The sequence below is a fragment of the Alteromonas sp. 76-1 genome, from assembly GCF_900654235.1.
GTDB classification, from domain to species: Bacteria; Pseudomonadota; Gammaproteobacteria; order Enterobacterales; family Alteromonadaceae; genus Alteromonas; species Alteromonas naphthalenivorans.
Map to the genome: position 1 here is coordinate 3,181,689 of NZ_LR136958.1, position 24,746 is coordinate 3,206,434.

General features: G+C 44.6%; 23 protein-coding genes and 1 pseudogene. 3 read left to right on the top strand and 21 right to left on the bottom strand.

Translation table 11 applies throughout. The features are described 5' to 3' along the window. Positions 1-66: 66 nt before the first annotated feature. Complete coding sequence (gene guaB / locus ALT761_RS13810; RefSeq protein ID WP_013783293.1) at positions 67-1,536, bottom strand: IMP dehydrogenase; 1,470 nt, start codon at positions 1,534-1,536, stop codon at positions 67-69. Positions 1,537-1,636: 100 nt separating this feature from the next. Between guaB and xseA the strand changes: the two genes are divergently transcribed. Both xseA and ALT761_RS20655 read left to right on the top strand, forming a co-directional pair. After that, a complete protein-coding gene (xseA, locus tag ALT761_RS13815) occupies positions 1,637-2,992 on the top strand; it encodes an exodeoxyribonuclease VII large subunit (protein ID WP_129739501.1) in 1,356 nt (451 codons plus the stop codon). Positions 2,993-3,002: 10 nt separating this feature from the next. Further along, positions 3,003-4,253 (top strand): hypothetical protein, encoded by a 1,251-nt coding sequence (locus ALT761_RS20655; RefSeq protein ID WP_172602891.1) that lies wholly within the window; start codon positions 3,003-3,005, stop codon positions 4,251-4,253. 151 nt (positions 4,254-4,404) lie between these two features. Here ALT761_RS20655 and der read toward each other — a convergent pair whose 3' ends face one another. The 18 genes from der to iscR form a co-directional block, all read right to left on the bottom strand. Continuing rightward, a complete protein-coding gene (der, locus tag ALT761_RS13825) occupies positions 4,405-5,850 on the bottom strand; it encodes a ribosome biogenesis GTPase Der (RefSeq protein WP_129739505.1) in 1,446 nt (481 codons plus the stop codon). A 163-nt stretch (positions 5,851-6,013) separates the two neighbouring features. Further along, positions 6,014-7,270, bottom strand: coding sequence for an outer membrane protein assembly factor BamB (bamB, locus tag ALT761_RS13830; protein ID WP_083820133.1), 1,257 nt, complete (start codon positions 7,268-7,270; stop codon positions 6,014-6,016). A 31-nt stretch (positions 7,271-7,301) separates the two neighbouring features. Continuing rightward, entirely contained in the window at positions 7,302-7,922 is a 621-nt protein-coding gene (locus ALT761_RS13835) for a YfgM family protein (protein ID WP_013783288.1), read from the bottom strand. Positions 7,923-7,934: 12 nt separating this feature from the next. Further along, positions 7,935-9,215, bottom strand: a complete 1,281-nt coding sequence (hisS, locus tag ALT761_RS13840; protein ID WP_129739507.1) for a histidine--tRNA ligase — start codon at positions 9,213-9,215, stop codon at positions 7,935-7,937. A 77-nt stretch (positions 9,216-9,292) separates the two neighbouring features. Further along, entirely contained in the window at positions 9,293-10,411 is a 1,119-nt protein-coding gene (gene ispG / locus ALT761_RS13845) for a flavodoxin-dependent (E)-4-hydroxy-3-methylbut-2-enyl-diphosphate synthase (RefSeq protein WP_013783286.1), read from the bottom strand. Between the two features lie 8 nt (positions 10,412-10,419). Continuing rightward, positions 10,420-11,487 carry a RodZ domain-containing protein gene (locus tag ALT761_RS13850; protein WP_129739509.1) on the bottom strand — a complete coding sequence of 356 codons (1,068 nt, stop codon included), beginning with the start codon at positions 11,485-11,487 and terminating at the stop codon, positions 10,420-10,422. A gap of 8 nt (positions 11,488-11,495) precedes the next feature. Further along, positions 11,496-12,524 carry a type IV pilus biogenesis/stability protein PilW gene (gene pilW / locus ALT761_RS13855; protein ID WP_129739511.1) on the bottom strand — a complete coding sequence of 343 codons (1,029 nt, stop codon included), beginning with the start codon at positions 12,522-12,524 and terminating at the stop codon, positions 11,496-11,498. A gap of 24 nt (positions 12,525-12,548) precedes the next feature. After that, positions 12,549-13,667: a bifunctional tRNA (adenosine(37)-C2)-methyltransferase TrmG/ribosomal RNA large subunit methyltransferase RlmN gene (locus ALT761_RS13860; protein ID WP_013783283.1), complete on the bottom strand. Its 1,119-nt coding sequence runs from the start codon at positions 13,665-13,667 to the stop codon at positions 12,549-12,551. Positions 13,668-14,148: 481 nt separating this feature from the next. Next, positions 14,149-14,580 (bottom strand): nucleoside-diphosphate kinase, encoded by a 432-nt coding sequence (gene ndk / locus ALT761_RS13865; protein ID WP_013783282.1) that lies wholly within the window; start codon positions 14,578-14,580, stop codon positions 14,149-14,151. 212 nt (positions 14,581-14,792) lie between these two features. Continuing rightward, the gene (locus ALT761_RS13870) at positions 14,793-15,203 is read right to left on the bottom strand and encodes a SufE family protein (protein WP_013783281.1); all 411 of its coding nucleotides are present in this window, start codon (positions 15,201-15,203) and stop codon (positions 14,793-14,795) included. A gap of 16 nt (positions 15,204-15,219) precedes the next feature. Further along, complete coding sequence (gene sufT, locus ALT761_RS13875; protein WP_129739513.1) at positions 15,220-15,753, bottom strand: putative Fe-S cluster assembly protein SufT; 534 nt, start codon at positions 15,751-15,753, stop codon at positions 15,220-15,222. A 23-nt stretch (positions 15,754-15,776) separates the two neighbouring features. Then, a complete protein-coding gene (locus ALT761_RS13880) occupies positions 15,777-16,133 on the bottom strand; it encodes a HesB/IscA family protein (protein WP_013783279.1) in 357 nt (118 codons plus the stop codon). A 9-nt stretch (positions 16,134-16,142) separates the two neighbouring features. Then, complete coding sequence (locus ALT761_RS13885) at positions 16,143-17,360, bottom strand: aminotransferase class V-fold PLP-dependent enzyme (protein ID WP_129739515.1); 1,218 nt, start codon at positions 17,358-17,360, stop codon at positions 16,143-16,145. Next, complete coding sequence (sufD, locus tag ALT761_RS13890) at positions 17,357-18,613, bottom strand: Fe-S cluster assembly protein SufD (protein WP_013783277.1); 1,257 nt, start codon at positions 18,611-18,613, stop codon at positions 17,357-17,359. Before sufD ends, ALT761_RS13885 begins: the two co-directional genes overlap by 4 nt. Then, complete coding sequence (gene sufC / locus ALT761_RS13895; protein ID WP_129739517.1) at positions 18,610-19,371, bottom strand: Fe-S cluster assembly ATPase SufC; 762 nt, start codon at positions 19,369-19,371, stop codon at positions 18,610-18,612. The genes sufD and sufC overlap by 4 nt, the downstream gene beginning before the upstream one ends. Positions 19,372-19,374: 3 nt before the next feature. Then, positions 19,375-20,811 carry a Fe-S cluster assembly protein SufB gene (gene sufB / locus ALT761_RS13900; protein WP_129739519.1) on the bottom strand — a complete coding sequence of 479 codons (1,437 nt, stop codon included), beginning with the start codon at positions 20,809-20,811 and terminating at the stop codon, positions 19,375-19,377. A gap of 263 nt (positions 20,812-21,074) precedes the next feature. Then, on the bottom strand, positions 21,075-22,253 hold the full coding sequence (locus ALT761_RS13905; protein ID WP_129739521.1) for an IscS subfamily cysteine desulfurase: 1,179 nt from the start codon (positions 22,251-22,253) through the stop codon (positions 21,075-21,077). Between the two features lie 29 nt (positions 22,254-22,282). After that, entirely contained in the window at positions 22,283-22,768 is a 486-nt protein-coding gene (gene iscR, locus ALT761_RS13910) for a Fe-S cluster assembly transcriptional regulator IscR (RefSeq protein WP_129739523.1), read from the bottom strand. Positions 22,769-23,116: 348 nt separating this feature from the next. On the opposite strand from iscR, the pseudogene ALT761_RS13915 reads away from it, so the two are divergent. Further along, a pseudogene (locus tag ALT761_RS13915) lies at positions 23,117-23,362 on the top strand (integrase core domain-containing protein); the annotation flags it as partial. Between the two features lie 63 nt (positions 23,363-23,425). On the opposite strand, the gene ALT761_RS13920 reads toward ALT761_RS13915, so the two are convergent. Then, complete coding sequence (locus tag ALT761_RS13920) at positions 23,426-24,304, bottom strand: thioredoxin fold domain-containing protein (RefSeq protein ID WP_172602892.1); 879 nt, start codon at positions 24,302-24,304, stop codon at positions 23,426-23,428. 4 nt (positions 24,305-24,308) lie between these two features. Next, complete coding sequence (locus tag ALT761_RS13925; RefSeq protein ID WP_129739527.1) at positions 24,309-24,740, bottom strand: hypothetical protein; 432 nt, start codon at positions 24,738-24,740, stop codon at positions 24,309-24,311. Positions 24,741-24,746 lie beyond the last annotated feature (6 nt).

Consider the following 24,746-nt stretch of genomic DNA (forward strand, 5'->3'; position numbering starts at 1 on the left):
GCGGCAATAAGGCGGGAAGCTACCCGCCTCTCAATGCGCTGTATATAAATATAACTTGTCGTGAATCTAGCCTAGACGGTAGTTTGGCGCTTCTTTAGTAATGCTAACATCATGAACGTGTGACTCGCCCATACCTGCAGAGGTAACACGAACAAACTGCGCTTTTGTACGAAGCTCGTCAATACTGCCACAACCGGTTAGGCCCATGGCTGAGCGTAGCCCGCCCATTTGCTGATGGATGATATTCGCAATAGGCCCTTTATAGGCTACGCGACCTTCAATACCTTCAGGCACAAGCTTTTCTGCATTATTTGATTCTTGAAAGTAACGATCAGATGAACCGTGATTTTGGTTCATTGCACCAAGCGATCCCATACCGCGATACGATTTAAAGTAACGACCTTGATAAAGCTCAACTTCACCTGGCGCTTCTTCTGTTCCCGCTAACATACTACCTACCATTACGCAGCTTGCGCCAGCCGCTAGGGCTTTCGCGATATCACCAGAAAAACGAATACCGCCATCGGCAATAACCGGAATGTCCGTACCTGCAAGTGCATCAACAGCGTCCGATACCGCAGTAATTTGTGGTACACCACAACCGGTCACTATACGGGTAGTACAAATCGAGCCAGGGCCAATTCCTACTTTAACTGCATCAACGCCTGCATCAGCCAGTGCTTTTGCACCATCACCGGTTGCAACATTACCCGCAATAATTTGTACATCAGGATAATCACTTCGCACTTTCTTAACGCGGTCAATAACGCCCTGTGAGTGTCCGTGAGAGGTATCGATAAGTAAAACATCTACACCGGCTTCAACTAAAAGTTGAATACGCTCATCAGTACCTGGCCCAACGCTAACTGCTGCACCAACACGTAACCGACCCAATGAATCTTTACAGGCATTCGGTTTGTTTTCTGCTTTTTGGAAATCTTTAACGGTAATAAGACCAGTAAGCTTGAACGCATCATCAACCACAAGAATTTTTTCAATGCGGTGTTCATGCATAAGATCGAGTACTTGATCTGAACTTGCACCTTCTTTAACAGTAACAAGGTCGTCTTTACCCGTCATAACATTACTGATTGGTAGTTCTAGGCGCTTTTCGAAACGTAAATCTCGACCAGTCACGATACCAATTAAATTATTTTGATGATCGGTTACCGGAAAACCAGAGTAACCTAGACGCTTAGAAAGGGTAATAACTTCGCCGATAGTGGCGTCTTTAGCAACCGTAACGGGGTCTGAAACCACGCCACTTTCGTACTTTTTCACTTCACGAACATGTTTTGCCTGCTGCGCAGGTTCCATGTTTTTGTGAATGAAACCGATGCCGCCCTCTTGAGCAAGTGCAATCGCTAGGCGTGCTTCAGAGACGGTGTCCATCGCTGCAGATACCATAGGGATATTTAACGTGACACCACGAGTTAGACGAGTTTGAAGTTTGGCAGTATGTGGAAGAACTGTCGAGTGGCCGGGAACCAGCAACACATCGTCGAACGTCAGGGCTTCTTGGATGATTCGTAGCATGCAACAACACCTATTCAGTTGAGGGTTAATTGCGGCGCAATTGTAGTGTTTTTTAGATTTCAGGTAAACTCTATTTTATTAAACCAGACGATTTTTTCTTATGTTTACATCTTCACCCTCTACATCGCGACAAATTTTAACAGTTACTAAGCTTAATCGGCTCGCTCGAACCGTGCTTGAAAGCGAAGTGGGACTTATTTGGTTATCCGCTGAAATATCTAATTTTGTGAGTGCCGCTTCCGGTCATTGGTATTTCACGTTAAAAGATAACAAGGCACAAGTGCGTGCTGCCATGTTTAAAAATACGAATCGTGCTGTGAAACAGCGCCCGAAAGAAGGCGATAAGGTGCTCGTAAGGGCATCTGTAGGTATCTACGAAGCACGTGGCGACTACCAGCTTGTCATAGAGCATATGGAGAGCGATGGCGAAGGTGCCCTGCAGCAAGCCTATGAAGCGTTAAAAGCAAAACTCAACGCTGAAGGCTTATTTAGTGTTGACCGCAAGCGCCCCATGCCTGAGGTTATTAATCGAATTGGTGTTATTACCTCCTCAACAGGCGCGGCACTGCATGATGTACTTAGTGTATTGAAACGCCGTAGTCCACAAACTGAAGTCATTGTTTACCCTTCTATGGTGCAAGGTGAAACCGCGCCTAATCAACTCATTAACGCCCTTCGCACTGCGAATCAACGAAATGAAGTAGATGCACTCTTGCTAACCCGTGGTGGTGGCTCGTTAGAAGACTTATGGTGTTTTAACAATGAAAACCTTGCTAGAGAAATTGCCGAGTCACAATTACCGTTAATCAGCGCCGTTGGGCATGAAGTTGATTTTACTATTGCTGATTTTGTTGCCGATTTACGCGCCCCTACCCCTTCGGCGGCCGCGGAAATATTGAGCCAAGATACGAACGCGCTCAGCGAGAGCTTAGTTCAATATAAGCAGCGCTTAACCCGTGCCATGCTGCAAAAACTTAGTCACTTAGCTCAGCAACATAAACTGCAGCATCAACGATTGCAGTCAGTACACCCGCAAAGCAAAATACAAAATCAGTGGCAAGCCCTCGACAGACTACAATTGCGTTTAAGCCATGCTATTGACAATAAACTCGCTATCGAAAATAAACGGTTTGAGTCTGTCGATAATCGCTTAGCGCGACAAAACCCCACAGAGCGTGTGAATCAAGCTAAAGCGCGCATGATACAAACCCATAAAGCGCTATGTAACAACATGAAGCAGTTAGTAAATAGTAAACAACAAGCTTTTGCTGCAAAAGTGGGTTTATTGCAGTCGGTTAGTCCGCTTTCTACATTGTCGCGAGGCTACAGTATTACGATGTCAAACGGAAAGGCAGTTACCTCTGTAGATACCGTTAAAGAAAACGATATACTTATGTCTCGAGTGACTGATGGAGAAATAACCAGTAAAATAGTGGAAATTCGTCGTCATCAATAAAGGTTGGCCTTTGTTTCCTATTTTTTCGCGTTCGGGCTGGTTGCTACTTGCGCTAGCCTCTTTATGCGCTCCGGCAGTTTATGGTCAACAACAAGCAGTATTATCTGAGTTACCGGTGTTGCCTGAACCCTCATCTTTATCGGCACCTGCGCCTGAAGTTCCTGCAATAGCAGTTTCTCTGGCGGTCTTTTCTACTTACCCCAGTGAAACCCTTTTGGATGCCTGTGGCGATACAGAGACTACTCAGGATTGTATTGAAGATACTATTACCCCAGAAGCATTTATCTCAGCACTGATAGCAAAGTCTTGGTTTACTGAGATTAAGCCTTTTGGCAATGACTCAGACTACGAACTACTTATTGCCAACGTGGCTAAGCAAGATGAAACTTCCACTATGAGTAGAGCGCTTAGTGAGGCGCTACTTGAAGAGCTAGATGAAGAACTAGACGAAGAGCTAGATGAAGAACTAGACGAAGAACTAAACGAAGAACTAAACGAAGAGAAACACTTCACTGAATTAACACTGCAATGGCGAGGAATAGAGATTGATTCTTTGGTTATTAGCAGTCAGGTGAATAGCAATGAAACGGCAACAAAGAAAGCCATAGAACCGCTACTATCGTGGTATAAACATGCTACCGAAAACGGGCTGTTCACCCCAGAGTTTTTATATCATGCGTTAAACGCGAGCGATTACGGCAACCATCTAAGTGTGCCGGAGTCTTTAGGTGATTTCACCAGACTTGATACTCAGCTGTACCCAGACCCCTTCAAAGGCTCAATTACCAGGTATACCCACCCTTTCTTTGAAGATGCGTTAGTTGATGTAACGGTTTATCCCATATTGGCTAAACTCGACACGAATACGCCAAGTAATCAAAGGAAAACGGCCAGCACTGCTAATACTGAAAACTCAGCCCGCACCGACGCTTTGCTTCACCAGCAATTAGATGAAGATTGGAACAAAGCTGACCACGTTGCCCACGCGCGTAATTTAACCTTGTCTCAAGCCCAGCCGATATCCCCTTTCAATGTAGTAGGTTTTGCCAATGGGTGGCGCTTAGCGCTTAAAGCTGAGTCAGCAGTAGACGATCCTATTTTCGCGACAACCTATGTATTTACGCGCAAAGATAAGATAGTAAAAGTGGCCACCACCTTCCCTAGTGACTTCTCTGACAACTTAGCCCACGAACTCATTGCACATATCACAGTGCCAGAAGAATCTATGCTTATGCAGCAAGTTCGCGCCATGCTCAAGTAAATAAACGCGTGAAGTACACCCCACATAAAACCAAAAAGGTCGGCGCTATTGATAGCGCCGACCTTTTTATATGTTTGGAATAATAACGTTTCAAACCTGCATATCGCCATTGCCCAAAACGCTTAATTACCAAGCTTTTTCCGATTAAGTGTTACTTTTTCTTACTATGATAAGACAGTAAACGCTTACGTTTACGTTCTTGAGTAAGCGTAAGCTTGTTCTTTTTGCCTTCAAACGGGTTAGCCCCTTCCCTAAATTCGATGCGTATAGGCGTGCCCATCACCTGAAGCGCTTTACGGAAGTAGTTCATCAAGAAGCGCTTGTACGACGTAGGTAAATCATCAACTTGGTTACCGTGAATAACAATGACAGGCGGGTTATAACCACCAGCATGTGCATATTTCATTTTAACACGACGACCGCGAACTAGCGGCGGCTGATGGTCATCTTGAGCCATTTCCATAATTTGGGTAAGCATGGAAGTATTAATACGCTTAGTGGCGCTTAGGTAAGCTTCTTGTACAGATTCGAATAAGTTACCTACACCGGTGCCGTGCATTGCAGAAATAAAGTGCAAACGTGCAAAGTCGATAAAACCAAGACGGCGATCGAGTTCTCGTTTGATATCGTTTTTGATATCTGTGCTAAGTCCGTCCCACTTATTCACTGCAATCACCAGTGAGCGACCTGAATTTAACACAAAGCCGAGTAAGCTTAAGTCTTGGTCGGTAATGCCCTCTCGGGCATCAATAATCATCAGCACAACGTTCGCTTCATCAATCGCTTGCAATGTTTTAACGATAGAGAATTTTTCAACCGCCTCATTCACTTTTCTGCGTTTGCGAACCCCAGCGGTATCGATAAGAATATATTCACGGTCGTCACGTTCCATTGGAATGAAAACGCTATCGCGGGTGGTACCTGGAAGGTCAAAAACAACAACCCGTTCTTCACCTAAAATACGATTCGTTAACGTAGACTTACCTACGTTAGGCTTTCCAACAATGGCCAGCTTAATAGGCTGTTCTTGAAGACGCTTAAGCTGTTCTTCAGCATCAATCTCTTCTTCTTGAACTTCTTCAACAATACGCATGTCAGGAAAAGACGCTTCAAGTGGCACTAGAGCATCTTGAAGTAACTGGCTTACACCACGTCCATGAGCCGCGGCGATTTGCTTAACCGTGCCTAAGCCCAGCGCGTAAAAGTCAGCGCTTTCGCTATCGCCATCAATGCCGTCGACTTTATTTGCAACAACAAACACTTTTTTATTGAGGCGACGAATATGGTCAGCGATCCCTTGATCTGCAGGCAGTAGGCCTGCTCTGGCATCAACAAGTAATAAGACTACGTCGGCTTCTTCAATGGCTAAAAGTGACTGCTGCGCCATTTCAGCATCAATACCTTCTTCGTCACCCGTGATACCGCCGGTATCCACCACGATGAATTGACGCTGCTCAAACTTAGCCTGACCGTACTTGCGGTCACGGGTAAGCCCTGGGTAATCAGCGACCAGCGCATCTCGTGTATTAGTTAAACGATTAAACAAGGTGGACTTACCCACATTAGGGCGGCCTACCAAAGCAACAACGGGCAACATGTATCAAATCCTAAAGGAAAAAAGCTAAAAAACACAAACCGCAAGTAAGCATAGCTTACTTGCGGTCAGAGTGTGATTGGGCATTATACCTGTTTAGGTATGATGCGTCAGCCTAACAGAAGATATTAGACCAACAATCCAACAAATTATGTTGTTGAACAGGCTACAACGTAGAAATGGCTGCCACTACGCCGTTACGGGTCATGGTTACTACCACACCGTCAACGTTTAATGGTGCATCGTATATAGCATCGTCTTCATCATCGCCGCCTACATCAACGCGAGCCACTATTTGGCCAGTTTCTTGTTCAATCCAATGAACGAAACCCCAGTTGTCACCAACAACAATATGCTCACCCACTGGCGTTGCCGCAGTAACAGAACGAGACTTCAGGCTACCTTGTGACCAAAGCTCTACACCGTTTCGTCTGTCTAGAGCATAAATATTAGAGTTGTTATCTACAACAAAAATACTGTTTCCTTCAATGCTTAGGTTGCGATACGAACCGTACTCACGCTTCCAGATAATACGACCACTGCGCAGCTCTACTGCTGCCAGCGTACCATTGTAAGAAACCGTATAAATGGTGCCACCAAAAAGCACGGGGGTGGTATCAAGGTCAACAATACGCTCCAACTCTGTCGCGCCCGTTGGCGTGGCAATAACGGTTTCCCAAGCAAGAATACCTGACTCAAGTAAGTTAACTTGCAACTTACCCGTAGGGGTTCCTATCAAGGCGCCGCCGTTTGCCGCTACTGGGCCAGAAATACCACGAAGGGTTAATGGCGGTGTATCGCCTTCATGTCGCCATAACTGTTCACCAGTTCGAGTATCAAAGCCAAATAAGGTACCCGCGCCGGTATTAACAACTAAAATACCTTCGTCAGCAGAAGGCGCCGCTAACACTTCACCAGGAACAGACGCTTCCCATTTGGTTTCGCCGGTTTCGTAATCAAGTGCCATTACAACGCCGTTTTCTGTGCCTACAAATAACAATCTGTCGGCAACGGAAATGCCACCAATACGCGCACTTGCTCCACTACGCCAAAGGCGTGCAATAGAGTCCCACCAACCATCACCTTCGAATACAGCGAAGTCACGTTCCCATAAAACATCACCGTTCTCTGGGTTCATAGCCACAACACTGCCATGGCGGTCAGCGGCATAAAGGTTTTCGTAAGCATACACTGGGCGAAGGCGAGAGAAATAATGATCAACACCGTCGCCGATGTCTCTGTCCCATTTTACTGAAGGCGTAAACTTCGCATCGATTGGTTTCAAACGGCGAATTTCGAGCTCTTCTTCATCTGCAAACCAATCAGAGACGGTAGAACAACCAGAAAGCGTTACAGAAATGGCCAATGCCATGCCCATCGCCCGAGCAAATCGGCCCTTACGGCCACACGTATTGTGAAACAAATTGCTTACCTCTTTATTTTTATGTACCAGCTTATTGGCCCGCAGCAACGGCTAAGTTGTCTAACTTCATTTGCAATAACGGGTTGTTGGCATTTTTTTCAAGCGCACCTGAGTAGGCTAAACGAGCATCATCAAATTTACTTTGTTGCTGATATACATCACCTTTCAGTTCAGATACTTCAGCAGCAAATGCTTCGTTCGTAATATTGCCTAGCGTAGACAACGCTGCGTCTAGCTGGTTCATTTCAATTTGTACTCGTGTTAAACGAATAGCGGCTAGCGCTTTTAATTCTTCATTTTCAGCAAAGGTAACCACACGATTTAGGTGTGATGCAGCGGCGTCAAAATCGCCAGCATCTACAGCTTGTTTTGCTGCCAAAAGGCTAGCAACACTGGCGTAACCTGAGTCTTCGTTTGCGTTAATAAAGGCGGTAATTTTATCTGCGCTACCTTCTTCACCATAGGTTTCAACTGCATTTTGGTATTCCACTGATGCCGCTTCTTTGGTTGCCATCTGCGTATCAGAGTAATAACGCCAGCCCCAAAGGCCACCTAGCCCCAATGCTGCGCCAACAATAATGGCGGTACCGTGCTCTTTCCAAAAGCGTTTAATCGCTTCTACTTGTTGATCTTCTGTTGCGAATTGTTCCATGATTTCCTCTTATTATGCGTTCAGCAGGTCGGCAATAGTGCTCGACAACGCATTAAAAGCGATTGTCTGTTGCTCTTGACCATCACGTAACGGCTTTACTGCTACTTCACGTGATTGCATTTCTTGTGACCCTAACAACAAGGCAAAACGTGCCCCTGTTTTGTCACCGCGTTTTAATTGTTTTTTAAAGTTTCCGCCGCCACAGTGCATCATCACCCGTACATTAGGCAAGGTGTCACGAAGGTGTTCTGATACTTCCAAAGCATAAGCCTGAGCATCATCGCCCATCGCGGTAACGTACACATCAGCACTACTAGTATCTAATGCGTCTTCACTTAATGTGGTAAGCAAGAGTACTAAACGTTCCATACCCATAGCAAAACCTACCGCAGGTGTGGCTTTTCCGCCTAGCTGTTCTACCAAACCGTCATATCGGCCGCCCGCACAGACTGTGCCTTGTGAACCTAAGCTTTCGGTTACCCACTCAAAAACGGTGCGATTATAATAATCCAGCCCACGCACTAAGCGAGGGTTAATTTCAAATGAAATACCTGCTTGTGTTAAGCGTTCACATAAGCTGTCAAAGTGAGTTTTAGATTCTTCATCTAAATGATCAAGTAATGACGGCGCATCAGCAATGGCTGCTTGCACATTCGGGTTCTTGCTATCAAGTACACGAAGTGGGTTTGACTCTAACCGGCGAAGCGATTCTTCATCAAGCTTATCTGCGCGTTCTTTCAAATAACTAATTAAAGTTTCACGATAGGCCTGACGGGCTTCGTTTGAACCTAATGAGTTAATTTGCAAGGTAACGTGCTTTTCAATACCAAACGCTTTCCATAGTCGAGCGCTTAATAAAATGACTTCCAAATCGATATCGGGGCCATCAAGGCCATAGGTTTCAACACCGAACTGGTGGAATTGGCGATAACGACCTTTCTGAGGGCGTTCGTGGCGGAACATTGGCCCCATGTACCACAAGCGTTGCTGTTGGTTATATAACAAACCATGCTCATTACCGGCACGCACCGTGCTGGCAGTACCTTCAGGGCGAAGGGTTAAACTGTCGCCATTTCTGTCCTCAAAGGTATACATTTCCTTTTCGACAATGTCGGTCACTTCGCCAATAGAGCGCTTGAACAAGTCAGTGCTCTCTACAATAGGCGTGCGAATTTCTTGATAACCATAACTGGCCACCACTTGACGGAGTACAGATTCTACTTTCTGCCATGTACCGGATACTTCCGGCAGGCAATCATTCATTCCGCGAATTGCCTGAATAGTCTTAGCCACGTGAAATTCTCATACTGCTAAATAGTGAAAAGCCCCGCATTATAGGGGCTTTGTAGATAAACAACAATCGTACAGGCTTAGTCTTTCACCGATACCTGTATTTTGTTGGCTTCGCTCATACGGGTTGCTTTAGCTCGAATTCTTGCTTCAAGCTTATCGATAAGGTCATCGTTGGCTAATCGCTCTTTCACACGCTTACCATCTTCGTATAAACCGCTCATGTTTCTGGCGCCGGTTAAACCTAAGTCTGATACCTCAGCTTCACCAGGACCATTCACGACACAGCCGATAATAGAAACGTCCATAGGCGTTAGAATATCTTCAAGGCGTTGTTCTAACGCGTTTACCGTACCGATAACATCGAACTCTTGTCTTGAACAACTCGGGCACGCGATGAAGTTAATGCCGCGAGAGCGGATTCGGAGCGACTTTAAAATGTCGAAACCCACTTTAATTTCTTCAACCGGATCGGCAGCCAGTGAAATACGAATAGTATCACCAATACCTTCTGCCAAAAGCATACCTAGACCCACAGAGCTTTTCACTGCACCTGCACGTTGACCGCCCGCTTCAGTGATACCCAAATGTAGTGGTTGATCGATTTGCTGCGCTAATAATCGATAAGCCCCAACCGCCAGAAACACATCAGAGGCTTTTACACTCACTTTGAATTGGTCGAAGTTAAGCTTATCGAGTATGTCTACATGTCGCATAGCCGACTCAACCAAAGCTTCAGGCGTAGGTTCGCCATATTTCTCTTGTAAGTCTTTTTCTAGCGACCCGCCATTTACGCCAATGCGAATGGGGATATTTTTGTCTTTGGCACAATCAACCACGGAACGTACTCGTTCCATATTGCCAATATTACCAGGGTTAATTCGCAAACAATCAACACCGTACTCGGCCACTTTAAGCGCAATGCGATAGTCGAAATGAATATCAGCGACCAAAGGCGTGCTTACTTGTTTGCGAATTTCTTTGAATGCTTCAGCAGCGTCCATGGTAGGTACGGAAACACGAACAATCTCACCACCTACGGCAACAATACGATTAATTTGATCGACCGTCGCAGCCACATCAGTGGTACGAGTATTCGTCATAGATTGAACGGCAATGGGTGCACCATCGCCAATAGGAATATTACCTACATTAATACGCGTGGACTTTCTGCGTTTGATAGGACTTTCTGCAAACATCTAATTACCTACATAGGAAGCGAGAATCGCGCTATCTGGCCGTTTTGAAAGGCCGTGATATCCACGGGGTCGCCATTAACTGATATACGGACATTATCCGGTTTGCCGAGTGTAACTGCAACAGGAGGCACACCTTGAATTTCCATTACGCGGCCAGATTGCTTAACACCGTAAGCAATTGCCTCACCGGTTGCGTCTTTTATGTTCACCCAGCAATCATCGTCAAAGGTAAATGTCATCGAAATAGGCACTGCCCCACTTTGACTACCTGAACTCGATGAGTTGCTAGCAACTTGGCTACCTAAGCGGATTTCACCGGAGTCGGAATCGCTCACCAATGCAGTCAGGTTATTACTTTCATTAATACCTGCAGACGGCGGTAAGCTTTCATCATCTGTATTACTGCTATTACCTTGACTATTGGATGGTGAAGGCACAACGCTATTGTTTACGTTGCTATTACCATCGATAGATTGAGGAAGTGCAGTGCTCTGCACATCAGTGCCCGTATTAGTACTTGTTGCTGTATTAGTACTTGCGCCGTTTAACACACCCGAATTAGTGCGGTTAGTTGCTTGAGGAATGGGGGTGTTGGCAGCTTCTTCTTTAATTTTTTCAAGATTAGGCGCTTCAACGATAGCTTCATCACTAGGTTGTTGAACCCACCAGGCTACAATACCACCGATTATCAGCAATAAAATAATATAGGTAACCATCATCCAGCGATCGTCGTGTGTCTGTTTAGCGACACGACGAGAGAAACTCTGCAGTTTGGCCGGTGGTTCTACACTTGTATGATATTGCTCGAAGGCAGCAACAACATGTTCGGCATTTAATCCTAGTTGTTTTGCGTAGTTTCTTACGTAGCCTTTTGTAAAAGTAATAGATGTGGTTTTATCCACAGCATCTTCTTCTAAGGCATTGATTTGAGTGACTTTCAAGAAAAGCTTATCAGCAATTTGTTGCTGCGTTAGCCCTAGCGATTCCCGTCGCTCTCGAAGCATTTTACCTGGGCTTGGCACGGTAGATTCTTGTGCTAAACCTGCTTCTTCAGTCGTTTGTTGTTCTGCCACCATTCGACTTCCTATTCCCCTTGCATGTGTTGTGGTACTAACCAAAGCTTCATACCGGCAAAAATCGAGCCAGCATTTTCAATGTTGTTCCACTCCTTCAGCGAGGTAATTTTAATGTTATGCTTCAGAGAAATACGATAAAGGTTTTCGTTCGCCTTTACTATGTGGAATTGCGCTTGCTGGGAAGACAATCCCGTTTTTGTTTCTGTATTCGCATGTGCTGAGTTAGATACTGTATCAGCATTAGTATCTTCCCCTTTTACTTTTCGTTCAACCTGTGGAGTATGCTGCGCTAATATATTCTTATATTCCGCTGTATACGGGCTGTCAGGAAATAAGGTTGATAATTTATACCCTACTTCTTTTGCCCCTTCCCAGTCGTTTGTTCCTTGGTGTATTTCAAAGGACAACCATAAGGAATCGGGAGAAGGTTTAGCAACGCGTTGGTACTTGTCTAACGTGTACTTCGCTGATGTCCACTGCTCGGTGGCAATATAAAGCTCTGTCAGTAAATATAAACTTTTAGCACGTAAGGGTTGGTGTTTAAGTGCACTTTGAAAGTAGGTAATAGCATCATCAACATTGCCTTGGCTTTGTGCACATAAGGCGAGATTTTCGTAAGTTTCTGCTGAATTAGCATATTGTTGATTACTCACGGCCTTAAGGAAGTACTCCTTAGCGCCCTCGTAATCACCATCTTGACACTTAAACGCGCCATAGCTGTTTGCGATATCACCGTTATAGGGTGCTAACGACATTGCCGTTTGATAGAGATCATCTGCTCGCTTAACGTCCCCTACCAGTTGATAGTAGTAAGCAATTGCATAGTTGACCTCAGCCGAACGCGGATCGTACTCCAACGCTTGGTCTAAGTTCACTTTAGCTTGTTTATAATTATTGTTTTTAAGGTAGGTTAACCCTAAAGACATACGAGTTTTAGCAGCTTCCTGGCGGTCAAAGTTACTATTGTAACTCCCAGGTTGCGAGTTGCTTACGCACCCCGCTAAAAAGACTACAGCTGCTATCAATCCTATTCGCATGTTATTACCCTAATATCTTAATGATTATTGGGCCATTTTTACCGAAATCGCTTCGCCCTTCACCTGTTTTTTTAATAATCGCTTAGTTCTGTCTACAACATCACCTACTAATTGCCCACAAGCCGCATCGATATCGTCGCCTCGTGTTTTGCGTACAACAGTGGTAAACCCATAATCCATAAGAACTTTTGAGAATCTATCGATACGCGAATTACTTGAACAAAGGTACGGTGAACCCGGGTAAGGGTTAAATGGAATTAAGTTTATTTTACACGGTGTATCTTTCAATACTTTCGCTAATTCATGCGCTTGGTCGGTGCTGTCGTTAATATGTGAAAGCATAACGTATTCAACCGTCACTCGACCTTGATTAGCTTTCGATTTTTCAAGATAACGGCGTACGCCAGCCAAAAAGGCTTCAATATTGTATTTTTTATTCACTGGTACAATTTCATTGCGCAGCTCGTCATTTGGCGCATGTAATGAAATCGCCAAGGCCACGTCAATTTGATCGCCCAGCATATCAAGTGCAGGTACAACACCTGAGGTACTTAACGTTACGCGGCGCTTAGATAGGCCAAAACCAAAATCATCTAACATAATGTTCATGGCTGGCACCACGTTTTTAAGGTTAAGCAAAGGCTCACCCATGCCCATCATGACTACGTTAGTAATAGGACGTTTGCTGGTATCTTTTGATAAGCCAAGAAAAGTGGCTACACGCCATACTTGACCAATAATTTCACTCACGCTCAAATTACGGTTAAAACCTTGTTGAGCGGTAGAGCAGAACGTACATTCAAGAGCGCAGCCTACTTGTGACGATACACACAGCGTTGCACGGTCAGCTTCTGGGATCCATACCGTCTCCACTTCCTGACCGCCCTCAAGCGCTAACGCAAACTTAATGGTGCCATCGCTAGCTTCTTGAAAATAGGCAATCTCTGGCGCTTTCACTTCACAGTGTTCTATCAGCATAGCGCGCAGGTTTTTATTCAGGTTGCTCATTTTCTCAAAATCGCTTTCGCCCTGCTGATAAATCCATTTCATTACCTGATCGGCACGAAATGGTTTTTCTCCTTTTTCTTTGAAGAAATTACGCAAGCCTTCGCGATTAAGATTTAACAAATTTGTCTTTGCCATAAAATGATGACCCTTTTACCTATTCAAGGCTATTGCCTTGTACTGCTAATATGATGACGCGAACGGACATTAGGAGGTTCGAATCCATGTTGCTCTAAATCTACTTGGGTTATAAAGCTAAAGCTTCATGAGCCTCTATCGGGAGCTTCTAGATAACGAGTTACTCTTAAAGCAAAAGTAGTGAAAAGCCGTTCACTTGTAGGACGTAAGCAGAAGCAATACTGCTAAGAAAAACGTTACGCCCAAAACGGTCAAAAGTCATAGACCAAAGCCGTTCAAAATTTGCGCGGATTTTACCATACTTGTTCAAGTAGAAAAAGCGTAACCCACAGACTAAATACAGGGTGTAACTTGCTACATTGTTGCGGCTTCTTGACGAAGCTAGCCAAAACTAGAGGCCGGACAATAAAGCTGAAAAAATAGACTTACAGAAACAAAAAACGAGGCCGAAGCCTCGTTTTTTAGATTCGGTCGTTTGCGATTAACGCGTACGAGGACAAATCTCTTCTTCAGAGAAGAAGTAAGCAATTTCACGTGCAGCTGATTCTGGTGCATCAGAACCGTGACATGCATTTTCATCAATTGAAGCAGCGTAGTCAGAACGAAGTGTTCCAGCAGCAGCATCAGCTGGGTTAGTTGCACCCATGATTTCACGGTTTTTAACAACAGCGTTTTCGCCTTCAAGAACCTGAACCATTACTGGGCCAGATGTCATGAAATCAACTAGAGCGCCGAAAAAAGGACGTTCTTTATGTTCTGCGTAGAAACCTTCAGCTTGTTCTTTGCTCATGTGGATCATCTTAGATGCCACGATGCGAAGACCAGCAGATTCGAAACGGTTGTAAATTGCACCGATAACGTTTTTAGCTACCGCATCAGGCTTGATAATCGAAAAAGTACGCTCTAGAGCCATTGTTTTCTCCAAACAAATTTAAGTCTTATGAATTTTTGGCCGCGAATTATAGGCAATTATTAACGGCTTGACCAGCGGCGATTTCAACACCCCATGGCGCTCTACTACACGTGATAACGGTGACACTATTATGACAGCGTTTATAACGCACTCGGTTTTGGACGCATATTACACTTAACTTTACCTAACGCCCGCCACCAATTTTTATCTAACTAACTGTTTTCTTTAGCAAGATGTTGAATTTTAGACACAATTGCACGAAGACCATTTCCACGAGTCGGCGTAATATGGCGCTCTAAATCTAGCGCTTCGAAATAGCCATCAATATCAAATTCAAGGATATCTTTCGGCGATTTATTATTATAAGCCGCCAAAACTAACGCTAATAAGCCTTGAACAATCACTGCGTCACTGTCTACTTCGAAGGTAATTAGGTTATTGTCGTAAGATTCAACCAGCCACACACTGCTTTGGCAACCTTTTACCAGTCTGTCTGCCGTGCGCTTGTCTTCTGGCAAACCAGGCACAGATTTACCTAAATCGATAATATATTGATAGCGCTGTTCCCAATCATCGAAAAACGCTAAATCATCAATTATTTCTTCAGTAGAGGGTAATGCCATGAATAATCCTGTGTTATTAAAAGAAAAGGCCCGCTTCTAGCTGCGCTTCTTCACTCATCATTTCTCTTGACCACGCTGGGTCAAATACTAACTCTACATTTACAGCCGTAACGAAGGGAACGAGTGCTACACGATATTCAACATCGCCTACCAATACCGGCCCCATGCCACAACCTGGCGCGGTTAGCGTCATATCAATATCAACTTCGCCGCTATCTTGGTTAACGTTAACCTTATAGATAAGCCCTAGCGATACTAAGTTAATTGGTATTTCAGGGTCGAAGATAGTTTCAAGCGCGTCCCAGACCTGCTGTTCACTCACTTTGCCATCTTCAGGCTGAGCGAAGTTAAGTACTTGGGCTTTACGGCCAATTGCATCGGCATCGGTGCCGTCAATACGGTACATATTGCCACGCCACGTAACCGTGTAGTTTCCACCTAAATCTTGCGTGATCGTAACAAACTCACCTTCTGGTATGGTTGCAGGGTTTCCTGCTGGAACAAGACGTGCTTTACACTCTCGTTCTGTCACCACCATCTTCTGCTTCATGCTATAACTTCTTAATATTGCAGTTAGCCAACGTTGAAGCTTTCGCCACAACCACACTCATCAACCACATTTGGGTTGTTGTACTTAATAATGCCGTTCACGCCTTCAGTTACGTAGTCAATTTCTGTACTACGTACTAGCTCGGCAGCATCTTCTGATACCGCAACACGAAGGGTTGGTGAAATTTCTACAATTTCATCGCCGTCTTTCGCGCTATCAGCAAAATCAAGTTCGTATGCATAACCGGTACAGCCACTTACACGGGTAGACAAGCGAATTAACTGACCCGGCTTGTCTTTAAGCTTGCTTTCAAAATGCTTAATGGCGCTGTCGCTCAAGGTAATAAGCTTTGTGCTAGGAACAAATGTTTCAACACTCATAGTGCCTCCTTAGGCCAACATCATTTTCGCTTTCTTAAGTGCAGCAAATAAGCTGTCTACTTCTTCAAGCGTGTTGTAAATTGAGAACGATGCACGAGCAGTGCCTGGAATACCAAAGCGCTTCATCAGCGGCTGAGCACAGTTATCGCCCGTTCTTATTGCTACGCCTTGCCTATCAAGAATAAACCCAACATCACCAGGGTGCGCACCGTCTAATAAAAAGCTTAAAACACCCACTTTATTAGGCGCAGTGCCAATTAAACGCATACCTTCAAAGGCAAGTGCTTGTTCAGTGGCGTAGCTTAATAGTGCTTGTTCATGGTTATGTAATGCGGCCATATCAAGATTTTTAAACCAGTCAACAGCAGCACCTAAACCAATAGCGCCCGCAATATTAGGCGTACCTGCTTCAAGCCGATTCGGTAATTCGCCCCATGTGGCCTCATGGTAAGACACGTCTTTAATCATTTCGCCGCCGGTTTGCCATACTGGCCAGTCTTCTAGCACCGATTTACGGCCCCATAAAACACCAATACCAGTCGGTCCGAATAGCTTGTGCCCAGAGAAAGCGTAAAAATCGCAACCTATGTCTTGTACGTCAACGCCGCCGTGAGCAATGCCCTGCGCGCCGTCCACTAACACCCATGCACCTACTGCTTTCGCTTTTTCCGTTAGCAGTTTAATAGGGTTAACCGTACCTAATGCATTTGATACATGCGGAAACGCTACCATTTTGGTGCTAGGTGTTAAGAGTCTATCGAAAGCGTCGATATCTAGCTCACCGTTATCGAACACAGGCACAATATTTAATGTTGCGCCTGAACGTCGACACGCTTGCTGCCACGTAACCAAGTTCGCGTGGTGCTCTAGTTCTGTCACCATGACTTGGTCGCCTTCGCGAAGCAACTGCCCCAACCCGTTAGCCACAATATTAATGGCTTCAGTGGTCCCGCTGGTCCAAATCACTTCTTCCCGCGCATTGGCGTTAATGAAGCCCGCTACACTCGTGCGCGCATTTTCATAACGACGGGTCGCTTCATCAGATAAATGATGGGCGCCGCGATGCACGTTCGCATTGGTGTTCGTATAGAAATCGACAATGGCATCAATCACCACTTGTGGCTTTTGTGTTGTAGCCGCATTATCGAGGTAAACCAGTGGCTTACCATCTACCATTTTAGCAAGGATTGGAAACTGGGCGCGAAGCGCAGCAACGTCTAAGCTCATTTAACCTCCATGTGTGCAAAGCGCTCGCTTAGCACAGGAAGTAACCAATCGCGGATAGCCGCATTTGGCATATCGTTAATTAGCTCTTGTATGAAACCAAAGTTCAACATCACCAAGGCTTTACTGCGCGGTACGCCGCGAGTCAGCATGTAATAAAGCGCTTCACCTTCAATTTCTGCCACTGTTGCACCGTGAGCACAGCGCACGTCGTCAGCATAAATTTCAAGTTCAGGTTTGGTGTTGATAACACCGCGACGAGACAACAATAAGTTACGGTTGTTAAGCTCTGCCAAGGTCTTTTGTGCGTCACGGTGAATGTGAATACGGCCATTGAACACAGCGCGCGCTTTATCACCCACAATCCCACGCGCATTTTCTTCTGTGGTGCCGTTAGGCATGGCGTGCTCAATGGTTGAATGTAAGTCAAATAACTCACCTTCAGCCAACAAATAAATCGCGTTCATTTTGGCGTTAGCAAATTCACCGGCATGATGCATATCTACATCTAAGCGAGACAACTCACTGCCATAGCCCACTAGGGTGCTATTTAAGGTTGAGCGGTCGTGCAACATAAAGTGACTACCACCAAGTTGCTTGGCGCTGCCTGTGAACATAGCAAAGCGGTAGTGCTCTAAGTGCGCATCGTCAGCAATATCGTATTCTGCGAATGCGGTGGTAAGGCTATCGGTATCACCTGAACCTTGTTCAATGATAACCGCACTCGATGCGTTACCTAGCTTAACCAATACGCGAGTATGTGCATCCACGTTCTTAGTCGCTAAATTCACTATGCGAATAGGCTTGGTTACTTTTGCGCCATCTGCCACATTAATGAAAACACCGTGCTGACAAAGTGCATCGTTAACGCGACCAAATAAATGGCGTGTTGGCTTCACTTGTCCGAACACACTCGCAATCGCTTGCTGTGTAGCCGCATCGTCAACATTTAGCGATGTAATAGCCATACCTTCTGGCACATCTAGCGTATTAATTTGCGTAACTAATACACCGTCGACAAATACAATATCTAACGCGTTTAGGTTATCGATGTTTGGCACAGGTACGCTGTCAGCCTGAGTAGCAATAGCAACGTTACGCTTTTCAACGGGCGTAAGTGGCGTATTGATCCAGCTTTCGTTGCGGCGTTTCGGCCAACCATCGTTTTTTAATTGTGTTAAGGCCTGCTGACGCACGGGCGCCAGATAATCATCTAGCGCTGCCCCATCAATGACCTGTTCTAGCCATTGACTCATACTTCAGCCTCCTCGTAGGCTTTACCTAAGAAGGCATAACCGCTTTTCTCTACTTCTAGTGCCAGGGATGCATCACCACTTTTCACAATTTTGCCATCAGCAAGAATGTGTACAAAGTCAGGTTTGATGTAATCAAGCAAACGCTGGTAGTGAGTCACTACGATAAAGCTGCGTTCGCCATCACGCTGGCTGTTTACACCATCAGCAACCACTTGAAGTGCATCAACGTCTAAGCCTGAGTCAGACTCATCAAGAATACAAAGCTTTGGCTCTAACAAAATCATTTGCATGATTTCGTTACGTTTTTTCTCACCACCAGAGAAGCCTTCGTTAACACCACGTTTTAAGAAATCTAGTGGCAATTGTACTTGCTTGCAGGCTTCTTTCGCTTTCTTTAAAAACTCTGCAGCAGTAAGCGGGTCTTCGCCGCGCTGTTCACGCATGGCGTTTACAGACTCTTTCATGAATTCCATGTTGCTTACGCCTGGAATTTCTACTGGATATTGAAACGCTAAGAACAAACCTTCACGGGCACGTTCTTCCACTTCTAAATCGAGCAAATCTTTACCGTTCAGTGTCACTTCACCTTCGCTAACTTCATAACCATCACGGCCAGAAAGCACATAACCAAGGGTACTCTTACCGGCGCCGTTAGGGCCCATGATAGCGTGTACTTCACCTGGCTTAACTTCTAGGTTAAGCCCTTTAATGATGTTTTTCTCTTCTACGCTGGCATGTAAATTCTTGATACTAAGCATTGATTACCCCACTGAACCTTCAAGACTAATTTCGAGCAGCTTGCCGGCTTCTACGGCAAATTCCATCGGCAGCTCTTTGAATACTTCTTTACAGAAACCGTTAACAATCATGGAAACGGATTTTTCTGTGTCTAAACCACGTTGCTGGCACAAGAACAACTGCTCGTCGCTTACTTTCGACGTTGTTGCTTCGTGCTCAACAATGGCACTTGGATTTCTACTTTCGATATACGGGAACGTATGCGCGCCGCATTTATCGCCGATTAACAGCGAGTCACACTCTGTGAAGTTACGCGCGCCATCGGCACGAGGGCCCATCTGCACTAATCCACGGTAGGCGTTGTTACTGTTACCCGCTGAAATACCTTTAGAGATAATGGTAGAGCGCGTGTTCTTACCAAGGTGAATCATCTTAGTACCAGTGTCGGCTTGCTGCCTACCACGGGTTAACGCCACTGAGTAAAACTCACCTACACTGTTATCGCCTTTAAGCACGCAGCTTGGGTATTTCCACGTAACCGCTGAACCCGTTTCGACCTGAGTCCAAGAAATTTTTGCGTTTTTATGGCAAATACCACGCTTAGTCACGAAGTTGTAAATACCGCCTTTACCGTTTTCGTCACCTGGGTACCAGTTTTGTACTGTTGAGTACTTAATAGTGGCATCATCCATAGCAACTAATTCAACCACAGCAGCGTGTAATTGGTTTTCGTCACGCTGAGGCGCAGTACACCCTTCTAGGTAGCTTACATAGCTGCCTTCTTCGGCAACGATTAGCGTACGTTCAAACTGACCGGTGTTCATTTCGTTTATACGAAAATACGTAGAAAGCTCCATAGGGCAGCGCGTGCCTTTTGGAATATAAACGAATGACCCATCGGTAAATACGGCGCTGTTTAGTGCGGCAAAGTAGTTATCGGTGCGCGGTACTACCGAGCCGATATACTTTTTCACTAAATCTGGATATTTCACCAGTGCTTCAGAGATAGGGCAAAAGATAACGCCCGCTTCTTCTAGCTTGCTTCGAAAAGTCGTTACCACTGAAACTGAGTCAAATACCGCATCTACAGCAACACCCGCAAGCATTTCTTGTTCATGCAACGGAATACCTAGCTTTTCGTAGGTACGCAGTAGTTCAGGATCAACTTCATCTAGTGACTGAGGCTTATCTTTCATACTCTTTGGTGCCGAGTAATAAGAAATGGCTTGATAGTCAATTTTAGGATAATCGACATGGGCCCAATCAGGCTCTTCCATTTCAAGCCACGAATGATACGCCTTTAAGCGCCATTCTAGCATCCACTCTGGTTCGTTTTTCATTGCTGAAATACGGCGAATTACTGACTCGTCGAGGCCACTTTCAAAAGTCTCAGATTCGATCTCTGAATAAAATCCAGCATCGTACTTTCTTTCTAACGCCTGTTCGATCTGTTCACTCATGTTGGGATCTCACTTGTTTGCCTGCGTTTGCTGCCTTCACTACTGGCCTCTCGGTCTTGCCAGTAAGTCACGTTGCCGTTTTAGCTACTTACGTATTTGCCAAAACGTATTTGCGATATTCCTATCGAATATCTAGACAGCCTAAAATTTTGGAGCCGTATTATATAATACCTGAGTATTTCACTCAAATATTCAACAGCCCAGTTAAATAAAAATTAAATATCATACCAATCGGTAATTACGATAACGTGCAATAAAAGGTGCTATCGGCTTGCGGCCAATACAGTCGCCTCACGCAAACGGGTAACAACATCTGTCACTTTATTGATGACGTAAGTGATGTCATCTAATGTGGTGAACCTACCTATACTGAAACGTATTCCAGCGTGAGCCAGTTCACTGCTTCTGCCAATGGCGCGTAATACGTATGAGGGTTCTAAGCTGGCCGATGTGCAGGCAGAGCCAGACGATACCGCAATATCGTTCATCGCCATCATCATACTTTCCCCATCCACACCACCAAAACTCACATTTAAAATGTTCGCTATACGCTGAGTTTCATGACCATTAAGGTAAATATCATCTAACTGGCTTAGCCCGTCCCACAACGCAGTTTTCAACTTGCTAATATGGGCGGTATCATTCTCTAGCTGCTGATAAGCAAGGTGTATCGCTTCGCCCATCCCCACAATCTGGTGTGTTGCCAACGTGCCTGAACGCATACCCCGTTCGTGCCCGCCACCGTGAATTTGGGCAGCTAAGTTAATTTTGGGTCGACGGCGAACGTATAACGCGCCCATGCCTTTCGGACCATAAATTTTATGCGCTGAAATAGATAACAGGTCGACTGGCAACGCTTGCAAGTCAATAGGAAGCTTACCTACGCTCTGCGCAGCATCTACGTGAAACAGGATGTTCTTAGCACGGCATAGCTCACCAATAGCACTAATATCTTGAACAACACCTAATTCGTTATTTACGTGCATTACTGACACTAAAATGGTGTCTGTAGTTATTGCTGCTTCAAGCTGTGAAAGTGAAACAAGACCTGACGTATCCACATCTAGGTAAGTCACTTTAAAACCTTGCTTTTCAAGGTATTCACACGTATCTAAAACAGCTTTGTGTTCGGTATTAACGGTAATGATATGTTTACCGTTATTCACATAGCCTTCTGCTACACCTTTAATGGCCAAATTATTTGATTCTGTCGCACCCGAGGTGAATACGATTTCTCGCGGATCGCAGTTCAGTGCATCGCTTATTTGATTGCGGGCTACATCTACCGCTTCTTCCGCCATCCAACCAAAACGATACGAACGAGAAGCTGGGTTACCGAAATTGCCATCTATCGTCAGGCACTGCACCATTTTCTCTGCAACCTTTGGGTCGACAGGTGTGGTAGCGGCATAATCTAAGTAAATAGGTGTTGAACGAGACATAGCGATTAATACTTTCTCTAAAGCTGATGTTATAACTGAAAACTAACTTCGATATCGTTGGCTACATTACGTAAAGACGTACTTTTATCTTGACGCCCAGCCACTTCTTGAACATCGCGCTTGGCCATTAATTCACCAAGGGTAATATCGTTTAAAAAAGAGCTTATACGATCGCTCAAATCTTGCCATAAACTATGGGTTAGGCAACGGTCGCCACTTTGACAATCCGCTTGACCTTGGCATCGGGTAGCATCTACCGATTCATCTACCGCACGAATAACTTCACCAATTGATATATTGGCAGCATCGCGCCCTAGTAAATAGCCACCACCTGGTCCACGAACACTATCGACTAGCTGATCTTTACGTAATCGAGAGAAAAGCTGCTCTAAATAAGATAGCGAAATAGCTTGGCGTTCAGAGATATCAGCGAGAGGCACAGGACCGCGTGTCGAATGCAATGCTACATCAAGCATTGCCGTTACTGCGTAGCGCCCTTTAGATGTTAATTTCATAGAATCCTCCCGCTATTAATATAGCAAGAATTTTCACATACCTGACTAAATTGGTCAAGTATAAGACCTAGTAATTTAGTCAAGTATTTGTAGTTTCCATTCCAAAGCAAGAATGGTTTCTAACAAGTCTGGAATGCTCACGCAGAATGTGCGTAGAACCAAGCCATGGTGTTTTAGCAGCCTCGTATTCTTTTTCTATCTAAGCACATAATGTAGCCGATCGCGGGTAATGCGTTTATTTGGGTTAGTTTAATTACCAAGTTAGGTGGCAGTTTCACTCCCGAGCAAATTTCTCTTGGTAATCATATCGTGCCGATAGAATTGATTCATATTCTATCAATAGAGTGTCATCCACAGACTAATGGGATCTGTGAACGCTTCCACAAAACCAATCTCAACGAGTTTTATCAGGTCACATCCAGCAAGAAAATTTATGATTCGCTGGAGATGTTGCAAAAAGATATATACGAGTAGCTGAATTATTACAATAGTGAACAATCTCATCAAGGCAAAATATGCTGTGGCAGAACGCCAATGGAAAAATTAATTGGTGGGAAACAGAATTGGGCTGAAGATAATTTAGCTCAAATCTAATCTGACGATGCCCCTAGAAAAACTGGGTAACTGTCAGATCAGGTCTGAGCTAGGACAGATTAACTAAAGAACATTGATCGCATTAATAGAGTCATTGCTTAGATATTGATTGATGCGTTCTGATTGAATAACCATACCATCGATCGCTAAAGCAATTTGAGCACCTTCTGGTACATCCATTAATAGTCTCAGCTCTGCCGAGCGATTTGATTCTTCGTCTTTTGTACAATTTTTGTTTTCACAAGTACTCTGCGCAAGATGCCAGTTGTAACGAAAGTCATTTTCCAGTGAAGAAATGAGACTCTTATTGGTAGACAACTCATTAGATACAAATAGGATTGCGTTAGCTAACCCTTGATTTCCACTCTGCTTTAAACGCAATGTTTCATATCGTGCCCAATCCAGTTGTACTGGTGTAATACCATTGGTGAGTTGTTGCTTGAACTTTTTCAACGAGCTCAGATATACTTTTTGCCCGCCGAAATAATAAGAAGGCACTGACTGAGGGTTGTAATTTTGAACAATTTCTTTATTCAGTTGTTGCAACCTGAAATGTTCGTGGTTGAGGGCATCCGAACTTTTGCATTCAATTGGCTTGCGAGTAATAACGTCATCAAAAACGCCCTGACTAATCGGATCATCACACTCCATAATAGCTGCAACACGTTTGTCACTGTAATCACCCAAGATCGGAGACCAAAACATAAACACATTGTAGTCTTTGTATTTATCTAGCGCCTTCAGTGCACGAATACAATAACCACAATTGGGATCTTTAAAAACAATTACGCTGGGTGCACTCGGTTTCCAAGGCTCTATTAAAAAGTCACCATAAACCTCTGGGGTAGGGATTATTTTTGCGTCTAGTTCGTTTGTCTCATTTGCTTTAGCGAAACCACTATACCCCAACAAAATACTTAAAAAGAGTATTAGGTACTTCATACTGCTACAAGTCTCCATTCTTTAGCTTCTGCAGGATAGCCTTTTTCTTTGCTTCACGTGCTTCCTGGTTTTGTTCTATTATTTCTCTTTGCGCTGTTGGATCGTCTAGTACATCGTTGAAAGAAGTAATAGCTGCAACAAGCTTCTCTTCAGATTCCTGTAGCATAGCATCGACATTAGCGTTGTTTTTCTCGGTGCTAGCACTCGCATTTTGTTTTGCAACTTTCGGACGATAATCAGGATACTCCACAGGAACATTTACGATATTACTATCCCTGTTCTTATCTATGGTCTGTTCATCAAGTTTTTCATTACCAGCAAGTGATTGCAGATTTTCGCTATGTTCACTATTTTCGCTGAAAAACAGGTAACCCAGTGCCGCTATAGCTAAGACACCGACACTTACTACTATGACTCCGTTTTTTTTTGTTTCCATTGTCTT

What these genes read in the sequence shown, in the direction of transcription:
- guaB (WP_013783293.1), bottom strand. Translation starts at nt 1,536, where the DNA reads ATGCTACGAATCATCCAAGAAGCCCTGACGTTCGACGATGTGTTGCTG.
- xseA (WP_129739501.1), top strand. Translation starts at nt 1,637, where the DNA reads ATGTTTACATCTTCACCCTCTACATCGCGACAAATTTTAACAGTTACT.
- der (WP_129739505.1), bottom strand. Translation starts at nt 5,850, where the DNA reads ATGTTGCCCGTTGTTGCTTTGGTAGGCCGCCCTAATGTGGGTAAGTCC.
- ALT761_RS13835 (WP_013783288.1), bottom strand. Translation starts at nt 7,922, where the DNA reads ATGGAACAATTCGCAACAGAAGATCAACAAGTAGAAGCGATTAAACGC.
- ispG (WP_013783286.1), bottom strand. Translation starts at nt 10,411, where the DNA reads ATGTTTGCAGAAAGTCCTATCAAACGCAGAAAGTCCACGCGTATTAAT.
- ALT761_RS13850 (WP_129739509.1), bottom strand. Translation starts at nt 11,487, where the DNA reads ATGGTGGCAGAACAACAAACGACTGAAGAAGCAGGTTTAGCACAAGAA.
- pilW (WP_129739511.1), bottom strand. Translation starts at nt 12,524, where the DNA reads ATGCGAATAGGATTGATAGCAGCTGTAGTCTTTTTAGCGGGGTGCGTA.
- ALT761_RS13860 (WP_013783283.1), bottom strand. Translation starts at nt 13,667, where the DNA reads ATGGCAAAGACAAATTTGTTAAATCTTAATCGCGAAGGCTTGCGTAAT.
- ndk (WP_013783282.1), bottom strand. Translation starts at nt 14,580, where the DNA reads ATGGCTCTAGAGCGTACTTTTTCGATTATCAAGCCTGATGCGGTAGCT.
- ALT761_RS13870 (WP_013783281.1), bottom strand. Translation starts at nt 15,203, where the DNA reads ATGGCATTACCCTCTACTGAAGAAATAATTGATGATTTAGCGTTTTTC.
- sufT (WP_129739513.1), bottom strand. Translation starts at nt 15,753, where the DNA reads ATGAAGCAGAAGATGGTGGTGACAGAACGAGAGTGTAAAGCACGTCTT.
- ALT761_RS13880 (WP_013783279.1), bottom strand. Translation starts at nt 16,133, where the DNA reads ATGAGTGTTGAAACATTTGTTCCTAGCACAAAGCTTATTACCTTGAGC.
- ALT761_RS13885 (WP_129739515.1), bottom strand. Translation starts at nt 17,360, where the DNA reads ATGAGCTTAGACGTTGCTGCGCTTCGCGCCCAGTTTCCAATCCTTGCT.
- sufD (WP_013783277.1), bottom strand. Translation starts at nt 18,613, where the DNA reads ATGAGTCAATGGCTAGAACAGGTCATTGATGGGGCAGCGCTAGATGAT.
- sufC (WP_129739517.1), bottom strand. Translation starts at nt 19,371, where the DNA reads ATGCTTAGTATCAAGAATTTACATGCCAGCGTAGAAGAGAAAAACATC.
- sufB (WP_129739519.1), bottom strand. Translation starts at nt 20,811, where the DNA reads ATGAGTGAACAGATCGAACAGGCGTTAGAAAGAAAGTACGATGCTGGA.
- ALT761_RS13905 (WP_129739521.1), bottom strand. Translation starts at nt 22,253, where the DNA reads ATGTCTCGTTCAACACCTATTTACTTAGATTATGCCGCTACCACACCT.
- iscR (WP_129739523.1), bottom strand. Translation starts at nt 22,768, where the DNA reads ATGAAATTAACATCTAAAGGGCGCTACGCAGTAACGGCAATGCTTGAT.
- ALT761_RS13920 (WP_172602892.1), bottom strand. Translation starts at nt 24,304, where the DNA reads ATGAAGTACCTAATACTCTTTTTAAGTATTTTGTTGGGGTATAGTGGT.
- ALT761_RS13925 (WP_129739527.1), bottom strand. Translation starts at nt 24,740, where the DNA reads ATGGAAACAAAAAAAAACGGAGTCATAGTAGTAAGTGTCGGTGTCTTA.